This window comes from Paenibacillus sp. S02 (genome assembly GCF_019454065.1).
Lineage (GTDB): Bacteria > Bacillota > Bacilli > Paenibacillales > Paenibacillaceae > Paenibacillus > Paenibacillus polymyxa_B.
This window is the reverse complement of sequence record NZ_CP073682.1, coordinates 2,734,920-2,760,522: the sequence shown is the minus strand read 5'-3', so window position 1 is coordinate 2,760,522 and position 25,603 is coordinate 2,734,920. Positions and strand designations below refer to the sequence as shown.

16 protein-coding genes and 1 pseudogene are annotated in these 25,603 nt (G+C 45.5%); 5 read left to right on the top strand and 12 right to left on the bottom strand.

The annotated features are described in order from the left end of the window. Nucleotides 1-70: 70 nt before the first annotated feature. The 5 genes from KAI36_RS12180 to KAI36_RS12160 all read right to left on the bottom strand — a co-directional run bounded on the left by KAI36_RS12180 (nucleotide 71) and on the right by KAI36_RS12160 (nucleotide 7,914). Complete coding sequence (locus KAI36_RS12180) at nucleotides 71-2,098, bottom strand: S9 family peptidase (protein WP_220027863.1); 2,028 nt, start codon at nucleotides 2,096-2,098, stop codon at nucleotides 71-73. A gap of 217 nt (nucleotides 2,099-2,315) precedes the next feature. Then, complete coding sequence (locus tag KAI36_RS12175; protein WP_220028107.1) at nucleotides 2,316-3,434, bottom strand: LLM class flavin-dependent oxidoreductase; 1,119 nt, start codon at nucleotides 3,432-3,434, stop codon at nucleotides 2,316-2,318. Nucleotides 3,435-3,492: 58 nt separating this feature from the next. Further along, nucleotides 3,493-4,041, bottom strand: a complete 549-nt coding sequence (locus KAI36_RS12170) for a GNAT family N-acetyltransferase (RefSeq protein ID WP_220027862.1) — start codon at nucleotides 4,039-4,041, stop codon at nucleotides 3,493-3,495. Between the two features lie 287 nt (nucleotides 4,042-4,328). Further along, nucleotides 4,329-4,832 (bottom strand): ferritin, encoded by a 504-nt coding sequence (locus tag KAI36_RS12165; protein ID WP_013310291.1) that lies wholly within the window; start codon nucleotides 4,830-4,832, stop codon nucleotides 4,329-4,331. Nucleotides 4,833-4,965: 133 nt separating this feature from the next. Next, complete coding sequence (locus KAI36_RS12160; protein WP_220028106.1) at nucleotides 4,966-7,914, bottom strand: glycoside hydrolase family 48 protein; 2,949 nt, start codon at nucleotides 7,912-7,914, stop codon at nucleotides 4,966-4,968. Nucleotides 7,915-8,230: 316 nt separating this feature from the next. Here KAI36_RS12160 and KAI36_RS12155 point away from each other — a divergent pair, with 316 nt between their 5' ends. After that, a complete protein-coding gene (locus tag KAI36_RS12155) occupies nucleotides 8,231-8,599 on the top strand; it encodes a DUF423 domain-containing protein (RefSeq protein WP_025721785.1) in 369 nt (122 codons plus the stop codon). Between the two features lie 83 nt (nucleotides 8,600-8,682). Here KAI36_RS12155 and KAI36_RS12150 read toward each other — a convergent pair whose 3' ends face one another. Together KAI36_RS12150 and KAI36_RS12145 are read right to left on the bottom strand one after the other, a co-directional pair. Next, nucleotides 8,683-9,537 (bottom strand): sugar phosphate isomerase/epimerase family protein, encoded by an 855-nt coding sequence (locus KAI36_RS12150; protein WP_220027861.1) that lies wholly within the window; start codon nucleotides 9,535-9,537, stop codon nucleotides 8,683-8,685. 19 nt (nucleotides 9,538-9,556) lie between these two features. Continuing rightward, nucleotides 9,557-10,291, bottom strand: a complete 735-nt coding sequence (locus KAI36_RS12145; RefSeq protein WP_220027860.1) for a thioesterase II family protein — start codon at nucleotides 10,289-10,291, stop codon at nucleotides 9,557-9,559. A 224-nt stretch (nucleotides 10,292-10,515) separates the two neighbouring features. Between KAI36_RS12145 and KAI36_RS12140 the strand changes: the two genes are divergently transcribed. The 3 genes from KAI36_RS12140 (at nucleotide 10,516) to KAI36_RS12130 (ending at nucleotide 14,860) form a co-directional block, all read left to right on the top strand. After that, the gene (locus KAI36_RS12140; RefSeq protein WP_220027859.1) at nucleotides 10,516-12,951 is read left to right on the top strand and encodes a glycoside hydrolase family 94 protein; all 2,436 of its coding nucleotides are present in this window, start codon (nucleotides 10,516-10,518) and stop codon (nucleotides 12,949-12,951) included. A 95-nt stretch (nucleotides 12,952-13,046) separates the two neighbouring features. Further along, nucleotides 13,047-14,171: a GGDEF domain-containing protein gene (locus tag KAI36_RS12135; RefSeq protein ID WP_220027858.1), complete on the top strand. Its 1,125-nt coding sequence runs from the start codon at nucleotides 13,047-13,049 to the stop codon at nucleotides 14,169-14,171. Between the two features lie 170 nt (nucleotides 14,172-14,341). Beyond that, a complete protein-coding gene (locus KAI36_RS12130) occupies nucleotides 14,342-14,860 on the top strand; it encodes an NAD(P)H-dependent oxidoreductase (RefSeq protein ID WP_220027857.1) in 519 nt (172 codons plus the stop codon). An 88-nt stretch (nucleotides 14,861-14,948) separates the two neighbouring features. On the opposite strand, the gene ectB is transcribed toward KAI36_RS12130, so the two are convergent. After that, nucleotides 14,949-16,211 carry a diaminobutyrate--2-oxoglutarate transaminase gene (gene ectB / locus KAI36_RS12125; protein WP_103744914.1) on the bottom strand — a complete coding sequence of 421 codons (1,263 nt, stop codon included), beginning with the start codon at nucleotides 16,209-16,211 and terminating at the stop codon, nucleotides 14,949-14,951. A 592-nt stretch (nucleotides 16,212-16,803) separates the two neighbouring features. On the opposite strand from ectB, the gene KAI36_RS12120 reads away from it, so the two are divergent. Continuing rightward, entirely contained in the window at nucleotides 16,804-17,490 is a 687-nt protein-coding gene (locus tag KAI36_RS12120; protein ID WP_103744913.1) for a response regulator transcription factor, read from the top strand. Between the two features lie 5 nt (nucleotides 17,491-17,495). Here KAI36_RS12120 and KAI36_RS12115 read toward each other — a convergent pair whose 3' ends face one another. The 4 genes and pseudogenes from KAI36_RS12115 to KAI36_RS27570 all read right to left on the bottom strand — a co-directional run bounded on the left by KAI36_RS12115 (nucleotide 17,496) and on the right by KAI36_RS27570 (nucleotide 25,064). Beyond that, complete coding sequence (locus tag KAI36_RS12115) at nucleotides 17,496-20,057, bottom strand: response regulator (protein WP_220027856.1); 2,562 nt, start codon at nucleotides 20,055-20,057, stop codon at nucleotides 17,496-17,498. Nucleotides 20,058-20,202: 145 nt separating this feature from the next. Beyond that, on the bottom strand, nucleotides 20,203-22,203 hold the full coding sequence (locus tag KAI36_RS12110) for a methyl-accepting chemotaxis protein (RefSeq protein ID WP_220027855.1): 2,001 nt from the start codon (nucleotides 22,201-22,203) through the stop codon (nucleotides 20,203-20,205). A 400-nt stretch (nucleotides 22,204-22,603) separates the two neighbouring features. Further along, nucleotides 22,604-24,699: pseudogene (locus tag KAI36_RS12105) on the bottom strand (thioredoxin domain-containing protein). A 74-nt stretch (nucleotides 24,700-24,773) separates the two neighbouring features. Further along, on the bottom strand, nucleotides 24,774-25,064 hold the full coding sequence (locus tag KAI36_RS27570) for an HNH endonuclease signature motif containing protein (protein ID WP_346730200.1): 291 nt from the start codon (nucleotides 25,062-25,064) through the stop codon (nucleotides 24,774-24,776). Nucleotides 25,065-25,603 lie beyond the last annotated feature (539 nt).

The following is a 25,603-nucleotide window of genomic DNA, read 5'->3' as shown; positions in this document are numbered from 1 at the left end:
GCATACTAAAAATGCCAAGTCCTATGATTAGGACCTGACATTTTTACATTAATACAAGAAATCGATTTACTTATAATTCGTGTTGGGCAAACCAATTGGTTATACGTTGCAGTCGTTCCACGCGAAGCTGCGGGTGCCCTTTTCGTGAAAGCTCGTGACTTGAAGCTGGAAAACGGACAAATTGCGTAGGTTTCCCCAAGCGACGTAATGCTGTAAACAGCTGCTCTCCCTGCTCTATAGGACATCGCAGATCCTGCTCCCCGTGCAATATGAGCAGCGGTGTGTTGATTTGCTGCACATAAGCCAGCGGAGATTGTCTCCACAGGAGTTCGAAATCCTCCCACGGATTCCCGCCCACTTCGTCTTCTGTAAACGAGTACCCTATGTCACTCACCCCATACATCGATAGCCAGTTGGATATGGAGCGCTGGGTTACAGCTACGCGGAAACGATCGGTATGGCCGACAATCCAGTTTGTCATAAAGCCACCATAGCTTCCTCCTGTTACACCCAGCCTTTCCGGATCAATGAATGGAAATTGACGTATAGCCTCGTCAACTGCGCTCAGCAGATCGGTGTAATCGCGCCCGCCATAATCTCCAAGGACGACATTGGTAAAAGACTGTCCGTACCCTCGGCTTCCTCCCGGATTCGTGTAGATGACTGTATATCCCTGAGCGGCCAGCAACTGAAATTCATGAAAAAAAGAATTGGAATACATGGCATGAGGACCACCGTGAATCTCCAAAATAGCAGGATAAGATACCCCCTCCTTAAACCCAGCAGGCTTCATCACCCATCCCTGCACCCGTCGTCCATCCTCAACCTTAGTCCAGAAGCTCTCAGGCACACTGATCTCAATCTCATCAAGCAGAGAATCATTCACTCGTGTCAGCCGTTCCTCAGTTCCTGAATGAATCGCAATCCGGAACAAATCACCTGGTAAAGCTACATCGGTGGAAGCGGCAATGATATGCTGCTCATCCGAAGTAAGCTCGAATTGGTAAATTTCCCGTTCTCCTTGGGTTAAAATTTTAAAAGTTCCATCAAGCGCAAACTGATATACGTGCACATTTCCTTCATGGGTAACCAGCGTATACAGAGATTGACCGTCCGCACTGAAGCGTGGTGGTCCTACATGAAGATGTGAGCGCATGTCACTCATACCCGCATTACCGAGGTGAGCGTCAAGCATCTCACTAACGCATACTGCCGTTCCCCCACTGGAAGGAACCGTGTACAGTCGGGTCTGAGTAGCGTCTTTGGCATGTCGATCATGACCGTAAAAGGCAATCGTTGAACCGTCGGGAGAATAAGCAGCACTCTCGATGTGCAGTTCAGAATGGGTCAGCTTAAGCGGTGCTGCTGCATCACCATTTGAAATCACAGGAACTATCGTAAACAAATCATTTTGCTTACGTAAATCCGTATCCTCTTTCGAATGCTCTGCTATTCTGGCGACGAATAAAATACGTTGACCATCCGGTGACCACACAGGCTCCGCCACATCATAAGCGCCGGAAGTCAGTTGAACTGTGTGCCCCGAAGTCACATCAGCTACATACAAGTGATCACGAGTATCATCCCACAGTCCATATCCGTCGGATTTAGCTTTCGTTCGATTAACGACTCGTCCCTTAAGTTGTGCCTCCTGAGTTCCTCCATCGGATGTAGGGCTTAACGGGTTCTCGGCCGTTTTAGCTACAAACGATATGCAGGTCCCATCAGGAGACCAGGCTAATGAACGAACATTGTTCTCTACGTGTGTAAGCTGTCGTGCCTCCCCTCCGCGTTCTGGAATAATCCATACCTGGCGCTTGCCGTCTGTTGTACGGAGAAAAGCTAGTTGTGATCCGTCTGGTGACCAGATAGGCGTTTCATCTCTCGGTCCATATGTAAAGGGTAATGCGCTAGCGCCTTCGGACGATAATAGCCAAATTCCTGAGTTATAATCTGTCCGCTCTTTATTAATATACTGTTCTACGTAAGCGATTTCACCACTAATAGGATGAATTGCTGGATCGCTAACCCAGTGAAGTCGATATAAATCCTCGGCTGTTATACAGCGCTTGGTCGTGCTAGATTGCGAGTCGCTCAAAAAAAATTCCTCCTTTATATCATCAGATTCCACATCTTTAAATTTTAATTAATCCGATTAATTTTATATGATTTTAATAAATACACAATTACGTTACTATTTTTATTTACCTCTGTCAATTTGTCTATAACTAAAAAGACCCTCTCTCAGTCGCAATGGACCCGAAAACACCGCTACTTCGGTTGCTTTCATGAGAGAGGGTGGTATTATTAATCAATCACAACTGAAAAATAGGAGAAATGGAGGGAGCCCCATTAGGAATAGCAGCCAGTGATCCATTTTCTTTGTGTAGGTTCGGCACCTGCTGCCAAATAGTGCTGGGAATCTCTCGCCGCAGCACAGGAATGATATCCTCGGCAAACCGATGCAGCTGTTCAAGCTGCTCCTGCTCTCCCAGCCCATCCACGCTTATGCTAAGTACTTGATGGCCGAACGCAGTATAATAGTTCCGTATTTTTTCGAGTACGCTGTCCGCAGAACCAATCAGAACTGGACCGTTGCGGATATTGTCCTCCAAACTTGTAAACGGGGATTGATTATGCTGAGCCGCCGCCGTCGAGTGGTAAGCATCATAATACGGGCGATAGCGTCTGATCGCTTCCTCGTCTGTATCCGCCAGGTACAAGCTCCCAGCTCCGGCACCAATTACAGCCTGAGCCGGGTCATGACCGTAATAAGCCAGCCGTTCACGGTAATGATCAATTAAGGCTTTATACTTGGCCTGAGGATGGAAAGAATTTGAGGAAAATAAAGGCTCTCCATATTGGGCAGCCAGCTCCGTCGATAATGTACTGGAGGCACTTCCATGCCATATTGGAATGTGCTGTTGATACGGGCGTGGCTGTGTCGTGACCTGATACAGCGGGGGCCGATAGTTGCCCTCCCACGTAACCTCTTCCTCGCTCCATAGCCGTTTGAGCAGACGATAGCGTTCTGCTAGCGACTCCCACTGCTCTTCCTCCGTAATTCCAAACAACGGGTAATGCCGTGGATCATTGCCTTTTCCGATAATCAGTTCTAATCTTCCGCCCGATAAATGATCCAATGTCGCATAATCCTCAGCTACGCGTACCGGGTCAAGTATACTAAGCACCGTTACCATCGTCAGCAGACGGATCCGTTCAGTTCTCGCTGCTATAGCGGTCAGAACGAGTGGAGGTGAAGACGACAAAAAAGGCGCACCATGCCGCTCCCCCACACCATACGCATCAAAACCAAGCTCCTCTGCGAGCACAGCCTGCTTAATTACATTTTGGAATTTTTGCTGCGAACTCCAGGCTTCTCCGGTAATCGCATTAGGCAGATTAGCCATTAGGCTGAACAATACAAACTTCATTCGCTCCTGCCCCCCTTCTGCGAACGAATCGGCTTCGTCCGTTCCCCTATGGTTGCGTCTAATTTCGGTTAGCTGTCTCAGCTTCATTTTTTTCACGAATGTAGGTGGAGAATAGTTCAGGATTCACCACTTTGCGCAGTAAATGCATCGTCCCGTCCCCTGTTCCATGGTCAAAAGCATGGATACGTTCATACCCCCAACGCTCGTACATGGATAGCAAATAGGGATGCTTTTCCGCAGTCGCCAGTGTCACAGCAGGAGCACCGACCTTGTCACGAATAATCGTTTGCTCTACCCAATTCAGCAGTTTTTTCCCATATCCTTTGCCCTGTGCAGCCGGGTCTACAGCAAACCACATCACAAACGGTAGATCGGTTATAAAATTAAGGGCTCTATTTTTGAGATGGCTAACGGTAGCCTGAATGACACCGTCTACTTCCAGCACATAGCAATCATTATTTTTAATGTTTTCTTGAATGAGAGCCACGTCTGCCTGAGTGGCAGGCCATCGAAGCTCCAACTGCCGAATTGTTTCATACGCCTCATACGTCACATACTGCAATCTTTCTGCGTCCTCTTGGAGTGCCAGACGATAGATTTCACTCATACTAACCCGCCTCCTTATAGTGTTTTTATAAAACGAATGAACCACTACATAACTAATCCTATCTATTTAATCAGATATAAAAGTTAACATAACTGTAGCATGCTCAACATCCAGCGACAAATTAATTTTTTCTATAACTCCATTTAAAATAACAATAGCCCCTAGAAAGATGGGAATTCGTTAATTAAAGTCAACGCAAAAAAGCCCGAAAATCGGGCTTTTTTACTTTCTAGACGAATAAAATGCTGGCCATATCTCCGGCATTCAAACACAACATGTATGCTGTGTTACTCCGCAGGGGCAGTAAAGCTACGTTTGGCAAACTCGCTGTCCAGCATATAAAAGGCATTGCTGTCTCTTTCAATGCGCTTAAGCTTCTGGATAACACTGTCGAACAGAGCTTCCTCTTCGACTTGCTCATCAATAAACCATTTCAGGAAATGGATCGTTGCATGCTCACGTCCATCGAGGGCCAAGTCAGCCAGATGATAAAATTTTTGCGTGTTTTGCTGCTCATGCTTGTAGCCATGCTCAAATACGTCCAGCATGGAGTCGTAGCTGTTTTTTGGCTCCGGCAATGCAGCCAATGTGGCGCGTCCTCTACGGTCATTAATGTATTTATACAGTTTCATGGCATGAAACCGTTCCTCCTCAGCTTGTACCAGGAAGAAGTTTGCAAACCCATCCAGACTTTCACTGGAGCAATAAGCAGCCATCGCCAGATATACGTGAGCGGAGTAAAATTCAAAGTTCATTTGCTCATTCAGAGCCTGTGCCAAATTGTCATTCATGTCTCAGGTCACCTCGGTCATGTATGTAATAATGTAACGATCATAGTGTACCACGAATCCGATCACAAAAAAACGGACGGAAGTGAATTCAACATCTCACGTTCCGCCCGTAATCTCTACAATTAGTTTACAATCAAGGCTCCAGACCCCAGACACGTTTATCGTTTATATACAAAGGTGCCTTGTCCCAATCCGTATAAGATGTCTTGGTTGGATCGTAGGAAAAATCATCACTTTCGTTATAGTTGCTCCAGTCCGTCTTGTTCATGCGAATCTGAATGTCCCCTGTGTTTTCCCCTGCTGCCAGACTTCCCGCACCAGCTCCAAAGGAGATTTCCAGATAATAATCTGCGCCTGTAACGGCCTTATCCAGTTTCACAAAACGTCCCTGAACGTTACTACTGCCCAACTGTGCATAGTCACAATGGAATTCCTGTGACTTGTCGCCATCTACGGTGTAGTAGTATCGCAGCTTGACATTTTTCAGATCAACGGCCTCTTTACCCTTGTTTACAATACGGAACAGTGGCCGAATTTGATTATCTCCCGGGTTGGTGTCGCCCACGCGGTATTGGGCAATCACATCTCCCGTTGCTGGAATGGGTGCTGCCGTAGGCTTGGCACTGACCTCAGCAGAATCCGGGCTGGTTCCTAAAGAATTTGTTGCACTTGCCACATAATAATAAGTGGTTTCATTCACCACTCCTGTATCCTTGTAAGTGCTGTCTGTTACCGTTGCTACTGTGGTATAAGGGCCACCACTGGTTGTCGAGCGCTTGACTGTATAGCTATCGGCACCCGTCGCTTTGCTCCAGGTCAGTGTAACCTGAGCATCCCCCGCGTTTGCCTTCACATTTGCCGGAGCTTTGGGAGCTGTAGGCTCGGTTGGTCCACTACCGTTAATGAGACGGTCATACTCGGCATAAGCCGTTGCCATATCAACTTGGGACCAGAAACGGTGATACGTAAATTCTGGAGCGCCTTTATCCCATTTTTTGGTCTGCTTGTTCCATGAAGTCGTGTATTTATCTTTAAGATAGGACCATTGCGGATCTTTGGTGATATTAGGGCGGATATCGCTGTAGCTGGAATACGTACCATTACCACCTTTAGACGGATCAGACGGTGTAGCGTCGGTGCCAGGGATCGTGTTGCCTTGCCCAGTCTTACCACTCCAGCCGCTCGGGATATACACTTCTTTGGTAAAATAACGATAATAATCCTCCCGCGCTTCCTTCGTTGTAATGCCTATACCATCGTTATAACCCCATGCAGCATCAAGCAAAGCTTTAGACAAATCCTTAGCTTCCTTGCCTAACTCGGAATAGTCTCCTTTTTCAGCTTTCGTTCCAGCAGCAAAGAAAGTAAGTGCTTTAACATAGCTGCCCAGCACTCCGGCATCCTGCCCCGGATTCTTTGTTACCACATGGAGATTGGTATTCCCTTTATGATTGGCAAATCCGCTCCAGGTTTCAGGCTTTCCGCTCCATTCCAGATTGCTCGGCAGCCAGAACTCACCTTTAGCCGCTGTAGTAGCCACTTTCGGATTCTTGCCACCCAGAATACGCTTACCTTGAGCGTCCAAATAGTATCCCTGTGCATCAGTCACAGGCCGTTCGTTGGCAAATACATAGCTCTTGGACCACGCTATCCAGTTTTCCGTCACTTGTTTAGCCATTTTAAACTGCTCGGACGAAGTATCCCCTTTCTTGGCTAAAATGTAGTACAGCTCGGCAACCCGCTCGACAGGCCAAGCCTGCATCCCGAACCAGTTGTTCGACGGTGGATCGTTATATACAGGAGCCCCTGTATAAGCCATGCCATAAAAGGTACTTGTGCCAGATGGATAAGCCTTGTAGGCACCATCCCAGCTATTCGTCGCTCCGCCTGCAATAGCCCCCTCATCGGATTGCAGCCAAGTATAAAACTCCAGTTGGCGCTTCAGCGAGGTCGCCCAGTCCTGTCCCGCCGTTGGTGAATTCGGTATTAATCCACCATCTTGATCGGACAACGCATACGCTGCGACGACATTTTGGTAGCCCTGATGTGCATGGCTGGCACCAATACGCCAAGCCCAGTTGCCGCTTTGGCCAAGTCCGCCGCCCCAGGCTGTATACCATGCCATCAGATAAAGACTGGCATCCTTGCCCGTACCAGCAATTGGACTTCCATTGGAAGCGCTTCCGGTTTTCTGGAAGTATTTATCGTACATGCCGTACCGCAAAAAGTCTCCCATCTTTTTGGCTTTATCCAAATATACGGAGTTGTCATATCCCAATTCCTTAGCCCAGTACATCGCTTGAACTGCCCGTGCATCTGCATCGGTGGCATTCGTGTAACGCCATTGCTGTGCCGGGGCATTATTTTCCTTCGTGAATAAGCTCATAAAGCCTTCATTAGGCTTGCCAAACTTTTGATTGTCTTGCGATGGATGTGGTACAGCCTCCCAGACCGATTCCTGTTCCCCGCGCTGAAAGGTGTTTACATAGGCTGCTGTATGCGACGGATTCAGAAGATTTCCGAAGCCGTACCAATTATCCACGTCCAACAACCAGTGCATCAGATAAGTCTGGTTGTTGCCATAGGTTGCCTTTAGCTCAGAGTCCAGTGGATCCTTGCCAGCACCATACTGTCCACTCAGACGGCTTGGGTATTGATCCGGCTGTGAGTATTCTGCGGCATAGGTGGCGGGGCTGTTCGGGTTGTAGTTACTCATTGTTGGCTGTTCTTCCTTACCGTCGCCTTCATTAACAGGAATGATATATTTCTCCATGTTGTCCCATGCAGATTCCAAATGCCCCCAATCCCCGGTATAATGACCATACAGCACTTCCAGCCACATCCAGTAGCTGTACGCTTCTGAAGTCGTTAAGTGTCCGTAATCCGGAGCCTCGCTCATAAGCGTTTCAACGGAATGATAAGGGATGCCTTCTTTTGAAAAGTATCCGCTAGCCGGATCCTTCAGCTGTTTATACAATTGTAGAAAGCGTGTCGATTCCGGTGTTGCGGCTGATGCACGGTCGGGTCCTGCCTGAAATAAGCCCAAGGTTAACGGAAGTACCAAAATGGCTGACATGACCATAGAGACAGATTTCCTGAACACTGATTTTCTGCTGATCACTTTTGCATTCATCCTCTCCATTATCAATTTTGGCTTTACACAAGATTTTATTCCGAAAAACGACAGCACAAAAAGACAGCATCATCACCTCACTTTCCCATAAAAAAGGTGGAGGACACGCTGTCTATTGCTCCAAATGCTTCGCATTGGCCCTGGAAAAAATATACCACACTAGGCGCCAAATGAGAGTCGAAAAATTCTATAAGTTTAGAGATTCACAAGGAAAATTGACGAAATCGATTGGAATCGGTACTATTTCACAGGGAGGCGTTAAAACATGAAAATTTTACTATTGCTTGGTTGTATCGTGATGTTTTTAGCCGTAGCTTTAGGAGCGTTCGGCGCACACGCATTGAAAAAGAGACTTTCCGTAGACATGATGAGCATATTCCAGACAGGAATTCAATATCAAATCGCTCACGGACTGGGTTTGCTGCTGCTTGGAGTTCTTGCTGACAACCTTGTCCATTCTTCTCTCATCGTTACCGCAGGCTGGGTTATGCTGGTGGGTATTCTCCTGTTCTCCGGCAGTCTGTATGCCCTTAGTATATCCGGTGTGAAAAAGCTTGGGGCAATCACCCCCATTGGCGGGTTGGCTTTTTTGGCAAGCTGGGTCATTGTGATCGTGGCGGTTGTGCAAGGATAAAGGAACAGAGACTTGGAAAAGGAGGCGCTTCCAAGTCTCTGGAATTATTAACGTAGCATTCCTGAGTATTATGAAAGAATACATTATTTCGTCTGCACTTGTTGCGCTTTCTGAGCGGCTATCCGATGACCTTCGATATAACGTCTGGATTCTGCCATCTCATGCTCCTGAGCAGCTTCCATAATAATATGAACCCCCGGCTTGTACTGCTCCAGCAATTCCATGTAGAGGCCATAGTTCATGTCTCCAAAACCCGGCGGCACCGTCTCAATTTCACCTGACGATGACAAACGCCGGTCTTTGGCATGCGCTGCGATAATCCGGGGGCCCAGCAGTTGGAAAGCTTCGCGAATGATCTCATCCTGCTGCGCCAGATTTTCCGTTTTTAGCAGATTACCCGGATCAATCACAACACCGATGTGTGAAGAAGGCACTTCCTCCAGAAAGGCAGCCAACTCTACGGCAGTTCCGACCAAGTGATCGTTTGCAGCTTCCAATCCTACGAATACGCCCCACTTCTCCGCTTCATCTGCTAATTCACGCACTACTTCCCTTACAACTCTCCAGTCACGTTCCGTATAGGCGGTACCATCCTCATTACGTCCGACTTCGGCTGCTACCATTGGTGCTCCTAACAGCCCCGCATATCGGATCAGCTCTTTAAAGCGCTCTACATTTTCACGCAGCAATTCCTCATCCTGTATAAAAAAATGCAAATAGCACCCAAGCACCGATATGGATACACCATGCTTACGAAATTCTTCTGCGATAGACAGTGCCAATCCCGGATTGAACTTACCCGGTTTATTAAAATCCACATCACTGATCGCTCTCCACGGAGCCAGCTGAACATGAGTAAAGCCCGCTGCGCCTACCTTTGCAGCCAATTCGCGATAAGGCAACTTGCCAAACAAATGTGCCAATACACCTACTGTCACTAAAAATCACCTCTTATTTTTATTGTTGTATGCTACTTGTTACTGTACTCTGCTCCAAGGTCTCATTGATGATGTTCGTAATCCGTTCCACTTCATCATGAATAAAAAAGTGTCCTCCCTCAAAGGTAAACATACGAAATTGCTGATCCGTATGGTATGCCCATGCCTCCGCATCTTGTAAGGTCACCGTGTTATCGGTCATTCCCGTCAAAGCGGAGATAGGACAATGTAAAGGTGCGGCTTTAGCCATGTACTTATACAACTCGACAGCTTTGAAATCCGCTCTTAACACCGGCATAAAATAGTCGTATAATTCCCGATTGTCAAAAATCGCTTCCGAAAGCTGACCGTACCGCTGCAAATGCGTCCTGAACTGATCTGCGGGCAGATCGTGTAACCACGGGGAATTTCTTGGGACATGCGGTGCCCGTCCACCCGAAACGAACAGATGAGCAGGCTTGCCATATCCACCGTCCACCAGCTTGTAGTACAGCTCGAATGAGATCATCGTCCCCATACTGTGGCCGTATATGGCATAAGGATCACCGGGGGCTATCTCTTCGCTGATCTTGTGCAACAGATCCTCGCTCATCTCCTCAATGCTTTCCTTTAGCGGTTCCCCAGAACGAATACCTCTGCCCGCTAATTCCAGTGGAACAAGCTTAATCTGCGGAAGCAGCAACTTTTTCCATTTGAAGCTGACCGACGCCGATCCGCCTGCATACGGGATGAAAAATAATGTGATAGGTGCCATTCTTGCAACCTCCTGCCTTGCTAAGTTCTAACTTTTTCATTTTAGCATAAAAAGGTATATTTACCCATTTCAAATATTTTGCAAATTCCAGAAGAAAGGTTGAGAAAATCAAGCACATTTTATATAAGGCAGGAAATGTCTTTCTAAAGAAAGAACGGCTCTATGTTTGAATATAATCATGTGTTGGGTCTTTTATTTTTTCAAATCGAAAGGAGTTCTGCGCCATGAAGTACGGTTTTTTCGATGATGTCAATCAAGAATATGTCATCCACACCCCTCAAACCCCTTATCCCTGGATTAATTATTTAGGTAATGAACGATTTTTTGGACTGATCTCCAATACAAGTGGCGGCTATGCATTTTACCGGGATGCTCGCTTACGTCGCTTAACACGTTACCGGTACAACAATATTCCTGTCGATAACGGTGGTCGTTATTTTTATATTTATGATGATGGGGATTATTGGACTCCAGGTTGGATGCCAGTCAAACAGGAGCTGGAGCAGTATGAATGCCGCCATGGACTTGGCTACACCTCAATCATGGGGGAACGCAGCGGTATTCGAGCTACGCAGCTGGCTTTTGTGCCCCTATCCTTTGACGGCGAGGTCCATCAGGTTAAACTTCAGAACACATCGTTACAAACCAAAAAGATCAAACTCTTCTCGTTCGTGGAATTTTGTCTGTGGAACGCCTATGACGATATGACCAACTACCAGCGCAACTTGAATACGGGTGAGGTTGAAATACAAGATTCTGTCATTTATCACAAAACGGAATACCGTGAACGTCGCAATCACTATGCTTTTTTCTCTGCTAATCGTCCGCTAGCGGGTTATGATACAGACCGTGAAGCTTTTCTGGGGCTCTACAACGGATTAGATCAGCCTCAAACGGTCGCCGCTGGGCAAGCCTCAAACTCTATTGCCAGCGGATGGTCCCCTGTCGGATCACATTGCATTGAGATAACGCTGGAGCCAGGCGAAGAAACAAGCTGTAACTTTATACTCGGTTATGTAGAAAATCCCGAGGAAGAAAAATGGGAGTCTCCCGGTGTTATTAACAAAAAACAGGCACATGCCATGATTGCGCAGTTTGCGGATGAAGCCGATGTAGAACGAGCCTTGAGTGAGCTGCGAACCTATTGGAACAATCTGCTGTCCAAGTATACCCTTCAAAGCCACGACGACAAGCTGAACCGAATGGTAAACATATGGAACCCTTATCAGTGTATGGTTACGTTCAATATGTCGCGTTCCGCATCGTATTTTGAATCTGGTATCGGGCGTGGTATGGGCTTCCGGGATTCGAATCAGGACTTGCTCGGCTTCGTCCACCAAATACCGGAGCGGGCACGGGAACGGATTATCGACATCGCCTCTACTCAATTTGAAAACGGCGGAGCTTATCATCAGTACCAACCGTTAACCAAAAAAGGAAATCACGAGGTTGGCGGTGGCTTTAACGACGATCCGTTGTGGCTTATTGTCGGTACCGCAGCGTATATCAAAGAAACGGGAGACTTTGGCATACTGGATGAACAAGTGCCCTTTGACGGAAATGTAGAGCGTACGGCTACGCTGTTTGAACATTTGAAGCGTTCTTTTTACCACGTTGTGGGTAATCTGGGCCCGCATGGTCTTCCACTCATTGGCCGGGCTGACTGGAACGACTGTCTGAATCTCAACTGTTTTTCTGCTACACCAGATGAGTCCTATCAGACAACTCAGAATCTGGAGGGTCGAATAGCCGAATCCGTGTTCATCGCCGGACTATTCGTATATACGGGACCGGATTTTATAGAGCTATGCAAGCGCAGAGGATTGGATGAGGAGGCGGCAACAGCACAAGCATATGTGGATCGTATGCGAACAGCCACATTGGAGCATGGTTTTGACGGGGAATGGTTCTTACGTGCTTATGACCATTATGGAGACAAAATAGGGAGCAAGGATTGTGAGGAAGGCCAAATTTTCATTGAACCTCAAGGCTTCTGTGTCATGGCAGGAATTGGCGTTGAAGAAGGTCTAGCTCAAAAAGCTCTCGATTCTACACGTGATCGGTTAGAAACTCCCTACGGCATTGTGCTGCAAAATCCACCGTATTCTCGCTACTACATCAATCTGGGCGAAATCTCATCTTACCCTCCCGGGTATAAGGAAAATGCTGGTATTTTCTGTCACAATAACCCGTGGATTATGATGGCGGAAGCCGTAATAGGACGTGGGGATCGCGCTTTCGAGCTGTATAGCAAAATCGCGCCTGCCTATCTGGAGGACATCAGCGACATTCACCGCACCGAGCCGTATGTGTACGCTCAAATGATTGCGGGCAAGGATGCTGTTCGTGCAGGCGAAGCCAAAAATTCCTGGCTGACGGGTACAGCGGCATGGAACTTTATAGCTATTACTCAATCCATTCTCGGTATTCAGCCCGAATGGGATGGTCTGCGTATTGATCCGTGCATTCCTACAGCCTGGGACGAATTCACAGTCACCCGTGTCTTCCGCGGTGATACCTACGTGATTCATATCACGAATCCACAGCATGTCTCCAAGGGTGTAGTTACAGTTACCTTAGATGGCACCGTCCTTACGAATAATATTCTGCCTGTTGCAGGGGACAGGGCTATCCACCAAGTAAAAGTGTTGCTAGGCTAACAAGTTCATGGCCTTCAAAAAAATTAGCTTCAACTTCATCAGATAGTATCTTATAATACGAGAATGGCTAAAGATACATTAAGTGTGGTGACATCATGAACAAGACAAAACGGCTTACTCAAACCATGGATTACAAAACAAAGCAAGCCCGCTGGGTACGCAAAATGTTATTACTGTATTGGATGATTATAGCTGTACATTTTATCGTCCAGCTGGGCAGCTACTTATTTCTTGATTACCCCGCTTCGCCTTATGAATTTTACGTCGGAACCCTTATTGTTCCCACGCTAATCATGAGTGGTTCCAACTTACTGGCAGAGTTGGCTCATTTTAAATTTAACAGGTATTCTTTTGCAATCCTGTTTATGGCAAGTACCGTCATTTGCTGGATGATTATTCGCCTAAACTATGATATCCGGATTATTACAGCGTTGTGCTTGTTGCCTATTTTCTCTTCTATCCTGTTCTTCAATCGTCGCTTAATATGGCTTTCCTTTGTATTACAAGTGGTCGTCTTTTTTCTGTTGCTGGCAGTGGATGGATCATTTCGTACCTATTTGTCAAACTTTGATATCGTGGCGATTCCAACCTTTTTGATTATGTCCACCTTTATTGCTCTCATTATTCAGGCTAGCGGCCGCGATTTGTTAGTGGATTTGTATAAAACACAACGTGCCCAGCAGGAATTAATGATCAGTAACGCGATTATCAGCAAAATGTCAATGACCGATGGTTTGACGAAGCTGTACAATCATTTGTCCTTTCAAAACTTTTATGAAAAAGCACTCGAATATGCCGAACAAGGCGCGATCATCCATCTGGCGCTAGTGGATATTGATAATTTCAAGAAGATCAATGACACTTACGGACACCAGTTCGGAGATAAAATTTTGGAAGGCATCTCGCAAATCATTACAGAACAGATTACCGCAAATGACATTCCAGCTCGCTATGGCGGTGAGGAATTTGCTATTTTGATGTTCGAGCATACTTTCGAAGAAGCTTATCAGATCGTCGAAAACATCCGTCGTGAAGTGGAGAAAATGACCTTTCAGGAGAAATTGCAACTCGTTTCTGTAACCGTAAGCATTGGACTGAAAAGCTATACAGAGGAAATGAACAAAGATAAAGATGTATTTTTTCAGCAAGCAGATGACTATCTGTATCAAGCTAAGCGCTCCGGGAAAAACAAAATTGTTGCTCTTAATCATATCGCTTAATGTAAAAACACTTCATTTGATGAGACTCCGGCATGCGCTTGCCGGAGTCTTTTGAATATAGAGCTTAAAATTTAATAGAGTTGACATTTCCATAAGTTGAAACTAAAATAGTTACATATGTATTGGTTATTTACTTACAATAAATAAGTTTGAAGGAGATGGTTTTTTAAATGTCAACCCTCGTTATTGTCGTTCACCCTGATCTTGCGGAATCTCGCATTAACAAAAGATGGGTACAAGAACTCAAGAAACAATCTGACGTGACCGTTCACAACCTGTATGAAGTATATCCTGATGAGCAAATCAATGTCGCCCAAGAGCAGGAACTGCTAGAGCAGCATGACCGTATCGTTCTGCAATTCCCTTTTTACTGGTACAGCACTCCTTCCCTACTGAAAAAATGGCTGGATAAGGTTCTAACCTACGGCTGGGCTTATGGAAGCGAAGGGGGCAAGCTACAGGGCAAAGAGTTGTTGATCGCCTTGTCTGCTGCCAGCGTTGAGGAAAATTATCAACATGACGGACGGAACAGGTATACGATCGAAGAGCTGTTGAGACCTCTGGAAGCTACAGGCCATATGATTGGTCTCAAATTGCTCCCTTATTTCGTACAATATGGTGCTGCAGTATTGACCGATGAGCAACTAGAGCAATCCGCACAAAAATACGCGCAAACGGTTATTTCTTAATTTTTTACTAGAAAGCCCCTTGGACGGCGCCTGCCATACCTGCTTTACAGCAGATGGTAGCTCCAGCCAAGGGGCTTTACTGATCGATTTACATCGTAACCAACGTACTGGTTACCTGTGCCATACTTTCTTTAATAATGTCGCAGCCCTTACGCAAGTTTTCCAAGCTTATCGTTAACGCTGGCATGATTTTAATTACCGTATCGTTACGCCCAGCACGTTCAATAATAAGTCCTCTACTAAAGCAGAGAGTCGCTACCTCCTTGGCGAACGCTTCTCCCAGATGAGATACATCAATCCCCCATATCAGTCCCATGCCGCGAATTTCAATAAGAGGATCTATCGATTGGATATGTTCACGCAAGAACTGCTGAACAAAAGCCTCTTTTTCCTTCACTTGTGCTTCCAGCTCTACCGTATCTCTGAACTCCAGCGCAGCCTTTGCCCCGACGAAAGCAAGCTGATTTCCACGGAAGGTGCCGTTATGCTCACCCGGACTCCATATATCCAATTCTGGCTTGAGTAGCAACAGCGACATTGGCAATCCGTATCCACTGATCGATTTGGATAAAACAACCATATCCGGAACGATTCCAGCCCGCTCGAATGAGAAGAACGAACCAACCCGGCCGCAACCGACTTGAATATCGTCAACAATGAGCAAAATATCATGATCATCGCACAGCTGTCGCAAATCACGCAGCCATTCGGTATCTGCAATATGAATACCGCCTTCAGCCTGTACCGTTTCCAAAATGATCGCGGCAGGCTTTTCCACACCCGAATGGGTGTCTGTTAAAAGCTGCTCCATATACAAAATGGTATCCATTCCGTTAAATGTGCTGTTATAAGGTATAAAGGTAACATTGTTCAGGGGAACCCCTGCGCTCTCTCGCATGGAGTTGTTGCTGGTAATAGATAAACTACCCAGCGACATCCCGTGGAACGCGCCCATAAAAGCGAAAATACCATTTCTGTTTTTCACCTTGCGTGCAAGTTTCAGTGCTGCTTCCACTGCATTGGTTCCGGTCGGTCCGCAAAATTGCAGCTTATAATTCAAGCCCTTGGGCTGGAGAATACGCTCTGAAAAAGACTCCATAAACTCTTGCTTGGCTGTCGTGTACATATCCAGACCATGCATAATCCGATCGGAAGTTAAATAATCCAAAATCCGGTTTTTCATAAAATCATTATTATGCCCATAGTTCAAAGCCCCTGCCCCGGCAAAAAAGTCAATGTAACCCTTGCCTGCCTCCGTGTATAGTACATCGTTTTTAGCTTTGTTGAAAACAACTGGAAAACTTCTGCAATAGGATCTTACATTGGATTCCAGCGCTTCGAATGTGTTCATGATCTCTCGTCCTCCCGCTGACCTGATTTTTGAAAAATACAAGCATGGAAAGCAAAAAAATGTAAATATGTAATCTAAATGAGAAGACAGTCTGAATTCACAATGGGATATCCACACCAAAGAATCATAAGTACGATCGCAAGAACAATTAAAATACGAAAATTAAATACAGAGATAGCACATTGAGAGTAGGTTAGTAGAAGATTAAATAGTGGGTTTTTCTAAGAGGCCTATCAGAGGATGTCAACTCCTATGTAATAAAATACCATAATTTTCATTTAAGTCAATGCGTGTTTCTGAGGTGTTTTGTTAAATTTTTGTAATTCATCATCAACGGCTTGTAGTATATTGTTAAAATAAAACGAAAAATGTCGTATTATAGAAATAAATCTCAAAAATAGTACATTTCCATATCAAATAGATATACATCTGGACTATTTGTCCACAGGATTGCCACAACAAACCTGATCTTTTGACAGACTGTCCAAAGGAGTTTACTCTATCAACAGGACCTGCCAAAAACTTGTTGTAAACATTGCAGTTATCCTAACTATTTGGCTCGAATTTGATAGAAAGATAAGGAAATATGATCATGTCTAATGTTTTGATTATTGAAGACGACAATATGCTGGGAGATACCCTTTCCTTGTATTTAACAGGAGAAGACTACAACGTTACTCGAGTGGAACAAGCGTCTGAGGGTATTGCCAGGCTTAAGATCGTACAGCCCGATATTATTTTGCTGGATCTGCTGCTTCCAGATTTGGATGGCGTGAATCCCTGCCCACTGATACGCAAGCATACGGACGTCCCCATCATCGTGATTTCTACAGAAAACAACATATCAGAGCGCATTCGTACACTTACGTTGGGAGCAGATGATTATATTTGCAAACCTTTTAGTATGCAAGAGCTAAAAGCACGGATGGAGGCTCTTTTCCGTCGTATTGAAATCACGCGCTTGCAAGGAAGAGGCAGAGCACCTGAACCTGAAACGGGCATTACTTTGGATTTAGCGAGAAGAATGATTACCGTTAACGGACAGAATGTGGAGACAACATATTCAGAATTTGAGCTCATGAAGCTTTTTTATTTGAACCGGGGAATTGTATTCAGCAGGTATGCTTTGATTCAGGCTCTCCGTGGCACAGACTCCTTTATTAACGAGAGGGCCGTGGACGTACATATTAATCATTTACGCAGAAAAATCGAAAAAGACCCTAAGAAACCGCAATTGATTAAGACCATCTGGGGAATCGGCTACAAATTTATGCAATAACACGGTCAGCTCCAGGGAAGTGATGACTTGATTTGGTTAATATCTTTCTGAACCGTGCTCAGATGCTCTTTCCAGTCTGGATACAGTTCTCCTGTTGAGGTTTCATTGCTGCGCTTCAATGCCTTTTCCAGCTCTATTACCTTTGCCAGCAACTCAGGCGCGCACAGGTTCCCCGTTCCTCCCTTAAGCGAGTGGATTAATCGAAGAGCAGAAGATAACTGCCCATTGTCCATTTTTCTCACAACTCTTTTATCGAGATACTGGTATTCCTGTATCCATTTGTAAAGGGCAAATTGAAAAATATACACCTTGCCATCCATACCTGCTATCGACTGCTCAGCGTGAATACCATGTAAATCTTGCAGCCACGCTAAATTAATCCAGCTAGTTAACACTTTAGCAGCGGTCAGTTCATGGACAGGCTTGAGCAACACGGCATTAATACCGGCACGAAGACAAACTTCCTGTTCATGCTGCACAGCATCAGCGGTAAAAGCGATAATGGGAAGCCTGTTAAAAGCTTTGTTTCTCCGAATATGTCTCGCCGTCTCAAAACCATCCATCTCTGGCATATGCAAATCAAGCAGCACCATATCCCAGTAACGTAGTTCCAGTAACGCTATTAGTTCTCTTCCGTTCGTGACCATCGTTACCTCAAAGTTACGCTCTGCTAAAAACTCGGTAATCACCACCTGGTTAATTTCGTTATCCTCTGCTATGAGAATTTGATACTTTTGTGTTGTATCCCCTATCTCTTTGCAGGAACTCATCGTCGCATGAGTCTCCAGAGTATTACTATCTGCAGGCACTGACTGTTCCTTCTTCCAGCAGAGAACCTCCAGCAGAGCGTTCCGGGTAACGGGCTTAGACAAAAAGGCATCCACACTATGATCCATGTCCCCTGCAGCTATTGTTTCCATCTGAAACACGGTTGTAAGTCCAATGATCTGAGCTATCTGCCTATCCAGCATTTGAAGCCACTGCCTCCGGGAGTCCAGTTCTCTCAAACCTTCCATCCCCATATCAATGATAACGTAATCAAAATGCTCACCCTTTTGAAAAGCGTCCACACTTTCTTGGAAGGATGAAATAGTGAATGTTTTTAGCCCCAAATCTTGCAGTAGTTTGTTCAAGCTGTATCTCACCAGTTCATGCTGCGCAACAATTAAGGCTTTGCCTTTGATTTGTTTTTCTATTCGTGTGCTTCCTGCATTCAATTCCCCAGTTTCCAGCTCGACATTAAAGTAAAATTGACTGTACTCTCCTAATCGGCTTTTCACCTCTACTTTCCCGCCCATAGCTTCAGCCAAATGCTTGCTAATGGCCAAACCCAGCCCAGAGCCCCCATATCTGCGGCTGGTTGATGTACTCGCCTGGATAAAAGGGACGAATAGCTTGTCCATACACGCCTCGGAAATTCCTATGCCCGTATCTTCTACCATAAAAGAAACGCCTACTCGCCCTTCCTGCTGACTTAGCATTTTTACCTGTAACAATACATGTCCCTGATCCGTAAACTTGATGGCGTTGGTCAGAAGATTTGAAAGCACCTGCTCCATTCGAAGCGGGTCTCCCTTAAAGCTTTTCGGTAACGCTGGGTCCGTTATAAATACGACCTCTATTTCCTTATCTTCAAGTAAAGTTCCAACGGTATCTGCGAGATGCCGAAGCATTTTTTCCGGCTCGAATTCTACCTTTTCCAGTTCCAGACTGCCGGCTTCCATTTTGGAAAAGTCCAATACGTTACTGAGCATGGATGAAAGGGTACGAGAGGAAGTGAGAAGCTTGTGGAGGTAATCTCTTTGAACGGCAGTCAGTTCAGTCTTATTTAACAACTTTGACAGACCGATGATTCCATTCAGCGGGGTGCGGATTTCGTGACTCATATGAGCCAAAAAAATGCTTTTCGCACGGTTAGCCTCGTCCATCTCCTTTCTTTTCTGCTCTGAGGCTTTATACTCCGTAATGTCCAATACGTGACCGATAACATACCTAGTAATCCCGTCCTCCATAACCGGATGTAAGGTAATGAGAGCCGAATATTCCCAAAAATCCAATTCAAATACGGTCCGATCACCGAACCAGGCCTGTTTGTAGTATTGGCAAAGCTGCTCCATCGTTTCAGAGGAGAGCTCCAAAATGTCCCCAAGACGCTTCACATGCTCCCTTTTATTGTAGTTGACTTGCATATTCAGACCCACGCGCTCCAGCAATTCACCTTCAAGCAGCATATAATAAAATTCATCACCACTTTTCTCCAGCCTGAATGTAAAGCCAGGTTGAACCCGAAGTAAATTCAGCAGATCACGGTCTTTGTTTAACAAACGTTGTCCATATGTATACTTAGCGGTGGTTAAAGTGTGCACAAACAGAGTCATGAACATTAGACCCATCCCTAACTCTAGCACGCAGGTCAACGGTGTTTTATCGCTTAGGCCAAAACATAAGAACAGAATTCCCGCCCCTCCATAAAATACACCTGTGATCGCCTGACGAACAAGTTGACGCTGAAAAACCAAAACTAACAATAATATCACGATAGCATATAGCACTAAATCTCGAACCAAGTGTTCGCCCCCTTATAATCTTCCATGTTTTGTACGATATATCGAAAATATAAAAAAACTCAGGACAGATTCCTTATGCCATAAGGCTTAAAGAACTGTCCCGAGCATTCATTCTACTATACATTCCATAGGGTTCAAGTTCATTTTAATATTTGAAACGGCTGATCATCACCTTCAAATCAGTAGCCATGGTTGAAAGCAACTGTGCAGAAGCTGATATTTCCTCCATGGAAGCCAGTTGCTCTTGTGAGGAGGCAGCAACTTCCTCAGATGTGGAGGCATTACCGGTTGCAATCGTCGCCAGCTCGTTGGCTGTCGCTGCAATCTCTTGTACACTGGCTGATATTTGCTCTGCAATCGCAGCGACCTCCTCTACCTGAGGTGTTGTCTCTCGAATGCCTTCCATCGCATGACCCAGCTTGACAATGGTTGCTTTGGAAATCTGCAGTCCATTCTGCACCTCAGTCGTGACCCTGTCCATCGTCTTCACTGTTGTTTCGGTTTCATGCTGAATTTCGGCAATCAAGGTGGCAATCTGTGTGGCGGATGTCTGAGACTGCTCTGCCAGCTTACGCACCTCATCAGCAACGACGGCAAAGCCTTTTCCATGATCACCCGCTCTGGCTGCCTCAATAGCTGCATTCAATGCCAGCAGGTTTGTCTGATTGGAGATATCGCCGATAACCTTCGTAATTTCACCAATTTCATGAGAGCGTGCTTGCAAGGTTTGAATCATCTGGTTGGAACGCTCTACTGATTGATGAATGGAATTCATTTGCTCGCCTGTCTGCTCAACAGACTTTCGTCCTTCCTCGGCTTGCAAGGCAGATCGTTTGGCCAAATCAGCTACCGAAATCGATCGTTCAGCAATTTGGGTGATCCCTTGTGCAATTTCATCCAGGGCCACCGAATTATTTTCCAGCCCTGTAGTCTGCTTCTCTGCACCACTGGCAATTTCTTGCACAGCCTGGGACACCTGCTCACTTGCAGCACTGGTTTGTTCCGCGCTTATTGTCAGTTCATTGGAAGAAAGGGCGACATGATCTGCACTGTTCCCTACGTTCTGAATGACAGATCGCAAGTTATTCTGCATATTTTGAAAAGCCACTCCTAATTCTCCGATCTCGTCCTCGCTCTTTACTTGAATGTCCTGTGTCAGATCTCCGGCGCTCACATTTACCGCTTGTTCTTTTAACTTTAAAATCGGTTTGATGATGGAACGAATCAGGAAATAAACAATGATAATACCAATCACAAGACAACCGACGATGGTTAGTAAAGTGCTGATCAAAATCGGTCCTGCTGCTTCATCGACTTCAGACAAATACAGCGTTCCGCCTATCTTCCAGCCAGTCAGCTTGTTAGTCGCATAGTTCATATATTTGGGCTGGCCTTCATACTCATACTCGTATTCACCAGTATCGCTCTGAAACATGCGTGATTCAATATCTGTAATTTTGGTACCTGCTTCCTTCGTCGGATGAACAATGTAAGTATGGTTGCTGTCCAGCAATATGGCATAACCTTCATGACCTACTTTAATATTGTTCAACGTCTCTTTAATACCACTTATTTTCAGGTCAATACCAATAACACCCGATCCATCTGACGTTGCCCTGGACACCGTAACCGTCATTTGCTTCGAGCTTGCCGAAAGATAGGGAGAACTAATCGCTGTCTTTGCTTGCTCTTTTATCGCTTCATCGTACCAAGGTCTGACCCGTGGATCATAATTGTCTGGTAATTGCTTCTGTGGATAGGTTATAAATTTACCATCCTTCGTACCATAAGAGATGGATTCTGCTTCAGGATGAAGTGCAGCATATTGCTTGAAAAACTCTTCCAGTTTGGCCGCTTGTTCCTCCGTCTCTACCCGATTGCCTTTTAGACTTTCTGCAAAATATTCTGCGTCATGTACCTTGGGCTCAATAGTACTTTCAATAATAAAATTAGTGCGGATGATAGCCTGCTCGGCACTTTCTTCAATCTGGTTTCGAATCTGCTGACTGGCGCTCACAAACGACAAAGCCCCCACGATCATGGACGGTAAAATCAGAAATGCAATAAAGGCGACCATTAGCTTCGTTTTAAAATTTTTGCTGAGCATCCTTGCGACTAGCCACTTTTTTCCCGATAACTTCTTCATTAATAAACATCTCCATTTCATTACCTAGATTTCCTAACCTTTGGTGAACCTCTTCGTCTTGCCGATGATGACAATCACCCGACAGACTCTCTTTCACATTTTTCACATCTGCTGCTAAAACGCCTGGACATAAAAGATATAAACACGCTAGTTAAATAGGTATATGTACTTATTTTCGAAAACAGCAAGGCTGGTCGGAACCGGTTCTTTGATATAATATACCTAAAAAATATTAAAAAAAATGCGTAGCACATGTTAAGAAAATATTAGTTTCATTTCACTGTACCTACCTCTTAACATGAAAATAATCCCCTTGAAGGTAGCAAACATAGGGTCATTTTCGAAAATTACCATATGCTTACTGCCCCCAAGGGGATTAGATTCGATCGCTTTATTCAGTTCAATCCAACAACACCTTCAGATCTTCAAGCCTGGTAACAGGTGCCTGACAGGTAAAATGCTCACACACATATACGGCTGGTTTGCCTTCCACAAGATCGTAATCACGGATATAAGAAACCGTCTCTGCAATCTCCGACTGTCCTTCATCCTTCAAAATAACGACCGTATTCGGCCTGAACCCAGCTCGAACCGCCTGAATGAACTGTACGGTCTGCGGATCGTCCCTATGACCTACAATCACAATCTCCTTCGTCGTTCCCGTCGAATACAACAACGCGCTGAGCAACGCGGAGTGGCCTGACGGGTAATGAGCAACCATACCGCCAAAAGCCTTAAACTGCTTGGCTGCATAGTTCTCTAATCGAGATTCACCCGTTAGCCGCGCAAGCCTCACAAAATTATAGGCCGCGATGCTATTTCCCGACGGAATCGCACCGTCATAGATTTCTTTAGGCTTGGCAATTAGCTGCTCACTATCTGACCCATAAAAGAATAATCCGTCCCGTTCCTCATCCCAGAACAAGTCGATCATATTTTGATTGAGCGTCAACGCCCGTTGCAGATACTCTATATCGAAGGTCGCCTGGTATAACTCGATCAAGCCCCACACATAAAAAGCATAATCATCTACATAACCGGGATAAGCTGCTTCTAAGTCCCGATAACGTGCCAACAGCCGTCCGTTCTCCTGTCTCAAATGGTTCCACAAAAACGTCTCAGCCTTCCGAGCTTGCTCTGTATATCTCGTGTCTCCAAAAGCTTGTCCCGCCTTCGCCAGAGCAGCAATCATCAACCCGTTCCACGAGGTCAAAATCTTGTCATCCTTGTGAGGATGAACCCGCTGCTCTCTGGCAGCAAACAGCTTGGCGCGTAGCTCACTAACCCGCTGCTCCAGTTCCTGCTCAGTCAAGTCACGCTTGATCCCATAGGCTTCCAGATTGATATCAATCAGGTTTGGAATGTTGTGGCCTTCAAAATTTCCGTAAGGTGTAATTCCATACAAATCGTTGAAAAAGGCGGCATTCTCGCCTAGTACAGCCCTTACCTCAGAGTCGTCCCAGACGTAGAATCTCCCCTCTTCTCCTTCGGAATCCGCATCCTCCGCCGAATAAAAGGCACCACCTGCATCCGTCATGTCTCTTGCGATATATGTAAAGATTTGTTCTGTAATCCGTCGGTACAGTTCCTTACCTGTCAACTGCCAAGCCTCTGTATACGCGATGGCCAACAGAGCATTGTCATACAGCATTTTTTCAAAATGCGGCACCAACCATTTCTCGTCCACGGAGTATCGTGAGAAGCCCATGCCTATATGGTCATAGATTCCGCCCCGGGACATCGCATCCAGCGTCTTCTCTGCCATTTCCAGTGCCTGTTGATTCCCCGTATGCTGTGCATATCGCAGCAAAAAAGACAGGTTATGCGGAGAAGGAAACTTAGGAGCTTCCCCGAAGCCGCCATATTCCTTATCGAATGTGTGGCTGTACTCATGGAAAGCTTTATTCAAACTCTGTTCATCCAGTTCACCACGATAACCTGCAAGCAAGTCCTGCCGCTCATGCTCGGTAAGCACCTGCTCACTCAGCTCCACCAGCTCTTCGGGCTGTTCTTTCCACCGGGTACCCACCTTGTCCAGCAGCTCCAAGAGTCCGACACGGCCAAATTTCTGCTCCTTGGGCAAATACGTCCCCGCAAAAAAAGGCTTCTGATCCGGCGTCATCAATATCGTCAGTGGCCAGCCTCCATGCCCCGTCATCGTCTGGCAGATGGACATATAGATATGATCCACATCCGGACGTTCTTCACGATCCACCTTAATGGATACGTAATCCCTGTTTAATACCTCAGCTACTTCTTCATCCTCGAAAGATTCTCTCCCCATTACATGACACCAATGGCAAGTTGAGTTAAGCCCCACTAGGAATAGCCTACTGACAAAAATACAGGTTTACCCTCCCGAGAGGCTTTTTGAAAGGCTTCGGGGCCCCAAGCCATCCAATCCACTGGGTTATACGCATGCTGCAGTAGATAGGGAGACTTTTCATTTATTAAGCGGTTAGCCTTCCGTTCCTTGCCTTCAATAAACTCTCTCATCGTTAAACCTCCCAAAGACTTATATTCTTTCTTACACTTTCAATATAACCATTTCATAAGAAAACTAAAAGACCTCAAACGAGGTCTTTTGGATTGAATTTATAGAATAACTCATTGTACACCTTGTTGGCTGCTTTAATCGCTTCTTCTGAGGGTTTGTTCAGCACAGTGGCTGTTATGTTATACCCTTGACTCCGGTACTTCACAACCTTTTGTCCTTCTTTATTATAACTTATTTCGGGAGTGGAGCCTCCATCCTCCGTAACAGTCTTGATATTGTGACAAGTCTCGCATAGAGGTTGCCAGTTCTTCTTATCCCAGAACAGCTCAGGATCACCCTTATGCGGTGTAATATGATCGACCACAGTTACAGGGGTTAACCTTCCTTTCTCGTATCAGCGAATGCAGAGTGGGTTTCTTTGGAGAAAGATTAATCGGGCTTGTCTCCAGTTATGATCATATCCACGTTGAGTGGCTGAACCTCTGCGCTGATCTCTCTGTTTACGATGCTTGTCACAATATCCTTTCTCAACAAGTTGATTACATCCTGGGTGGTTGCATGGTCTTAATATCCGCTTTGGCATAATATCAACTCTGCATCTTTCTCCTGACAAATCATTTTCCCATTCACCCTTTCTCTTTGTTTATGTATGAACAACAAATACACCGTCCTTTTATGCATAATGCATAGAACGATGTATGATCTAGTAACTCTAAATGAGCTATATATTATATATATTACTATTCTTTTATTTCTTTTTTCTTTCTTAGGGGGGTAATTGTCCACCACTAGAGGGGTATGATTGTCCACCACAAATATTCATTATGAATGTATATGGCGTATAAACATTCACCGCTTAATTATCTTAGGATTGAGTCGTGCACTCGGCTTGCAAGGAGTACC

Excerpts from the sequence above, each read along its gene's own strand:
- KAI36_RS12135 (WP_220027858.1), top strand. The coding sequence starts at position 13,047 with ATGAACAAGACAAAACGGCTTACTCAAACCATGGATTACAAAACAAAG.
- KAI36_RS12175 (WP_220028107.1), bottom strand. The coding sequence starts at position 3,434 with ATGAAGTTTGTATTGTTCAGCCTAATGGCTAATCTGCCTAATGCGATT.
- KAI36_RS12130 (WP_220027857.1), top strand. The coding sequence starts at position 14,342 with ATGTCAACCCTCGTTATTGTCGTTCACCCTGATCTTGCGGAATCTCGC.
- KAI36_RS12160 (WP_220028106.1), bottom strand. The coding sequence starts at position 7,914 with ATGGTCATGTCAGCCATTTTGGTACTTCCGTTAACCTTGGGCTTATTT.
- KAI36_RS12155 (WP_025721785.1), top strand. The coding sequence starts at position 8,231 with ATGAAAATTTTACTATTGCTTGGTTGTATCGTGATGTTTTTAGCCGTA.
- KAI36_RS12110 (WP_220027855.1), bottom strand. The coding sequence starts at position 22,203 with ATGAAGAAGTTATCGGGAAAAAAGTGGCTAGTCGCAAGGATGCTCAGC.
- KAI36_RS12140 (WP_220027859.1), top strand. The coding sequence starts at position 10,516 with ATGAAGTACGGTTTTTTCGATGATGTCAATCAAGAATATGTCATCCAC.
- KAI36_RS12145 (WP_220027860.1), bottom strand. The coding sequence starts at position 10,291 with ATGGCACCTATCACATTATTTTTCATCCCGTATGCAGGCGGATCGGCG.
- KAI36_RS12165 (WP_013310291.1), bottom strand. The coding sequence starts at position 4,832 with ATGAATGACAATTTGGCACAGGCTCTGAATGAGCAAATGAACTTTGAA.
- KAI36_RS12170 (WP_220027862.1), bottom strand. The coding sequence starts at position 4,041 with ATGAGTGAAATCTATCGTCTGGCACTCCAAGAGGACGCAGAAAGATTG.
- ectB (WP_103744914.1), bottom strand. The coding sequence starts at position 16,211 with ATGAACACATTCGAAGCGCTGGAATCCAATGTAAGATCCTATTGCAGA.
- KAI36_RS12120 (WP_103744913.1), top strand. The coding sequence starts at position 16,804 with ATGTCTAATGTTTTGATTATTGAAGACGACAATATGCTGGGAGATACC.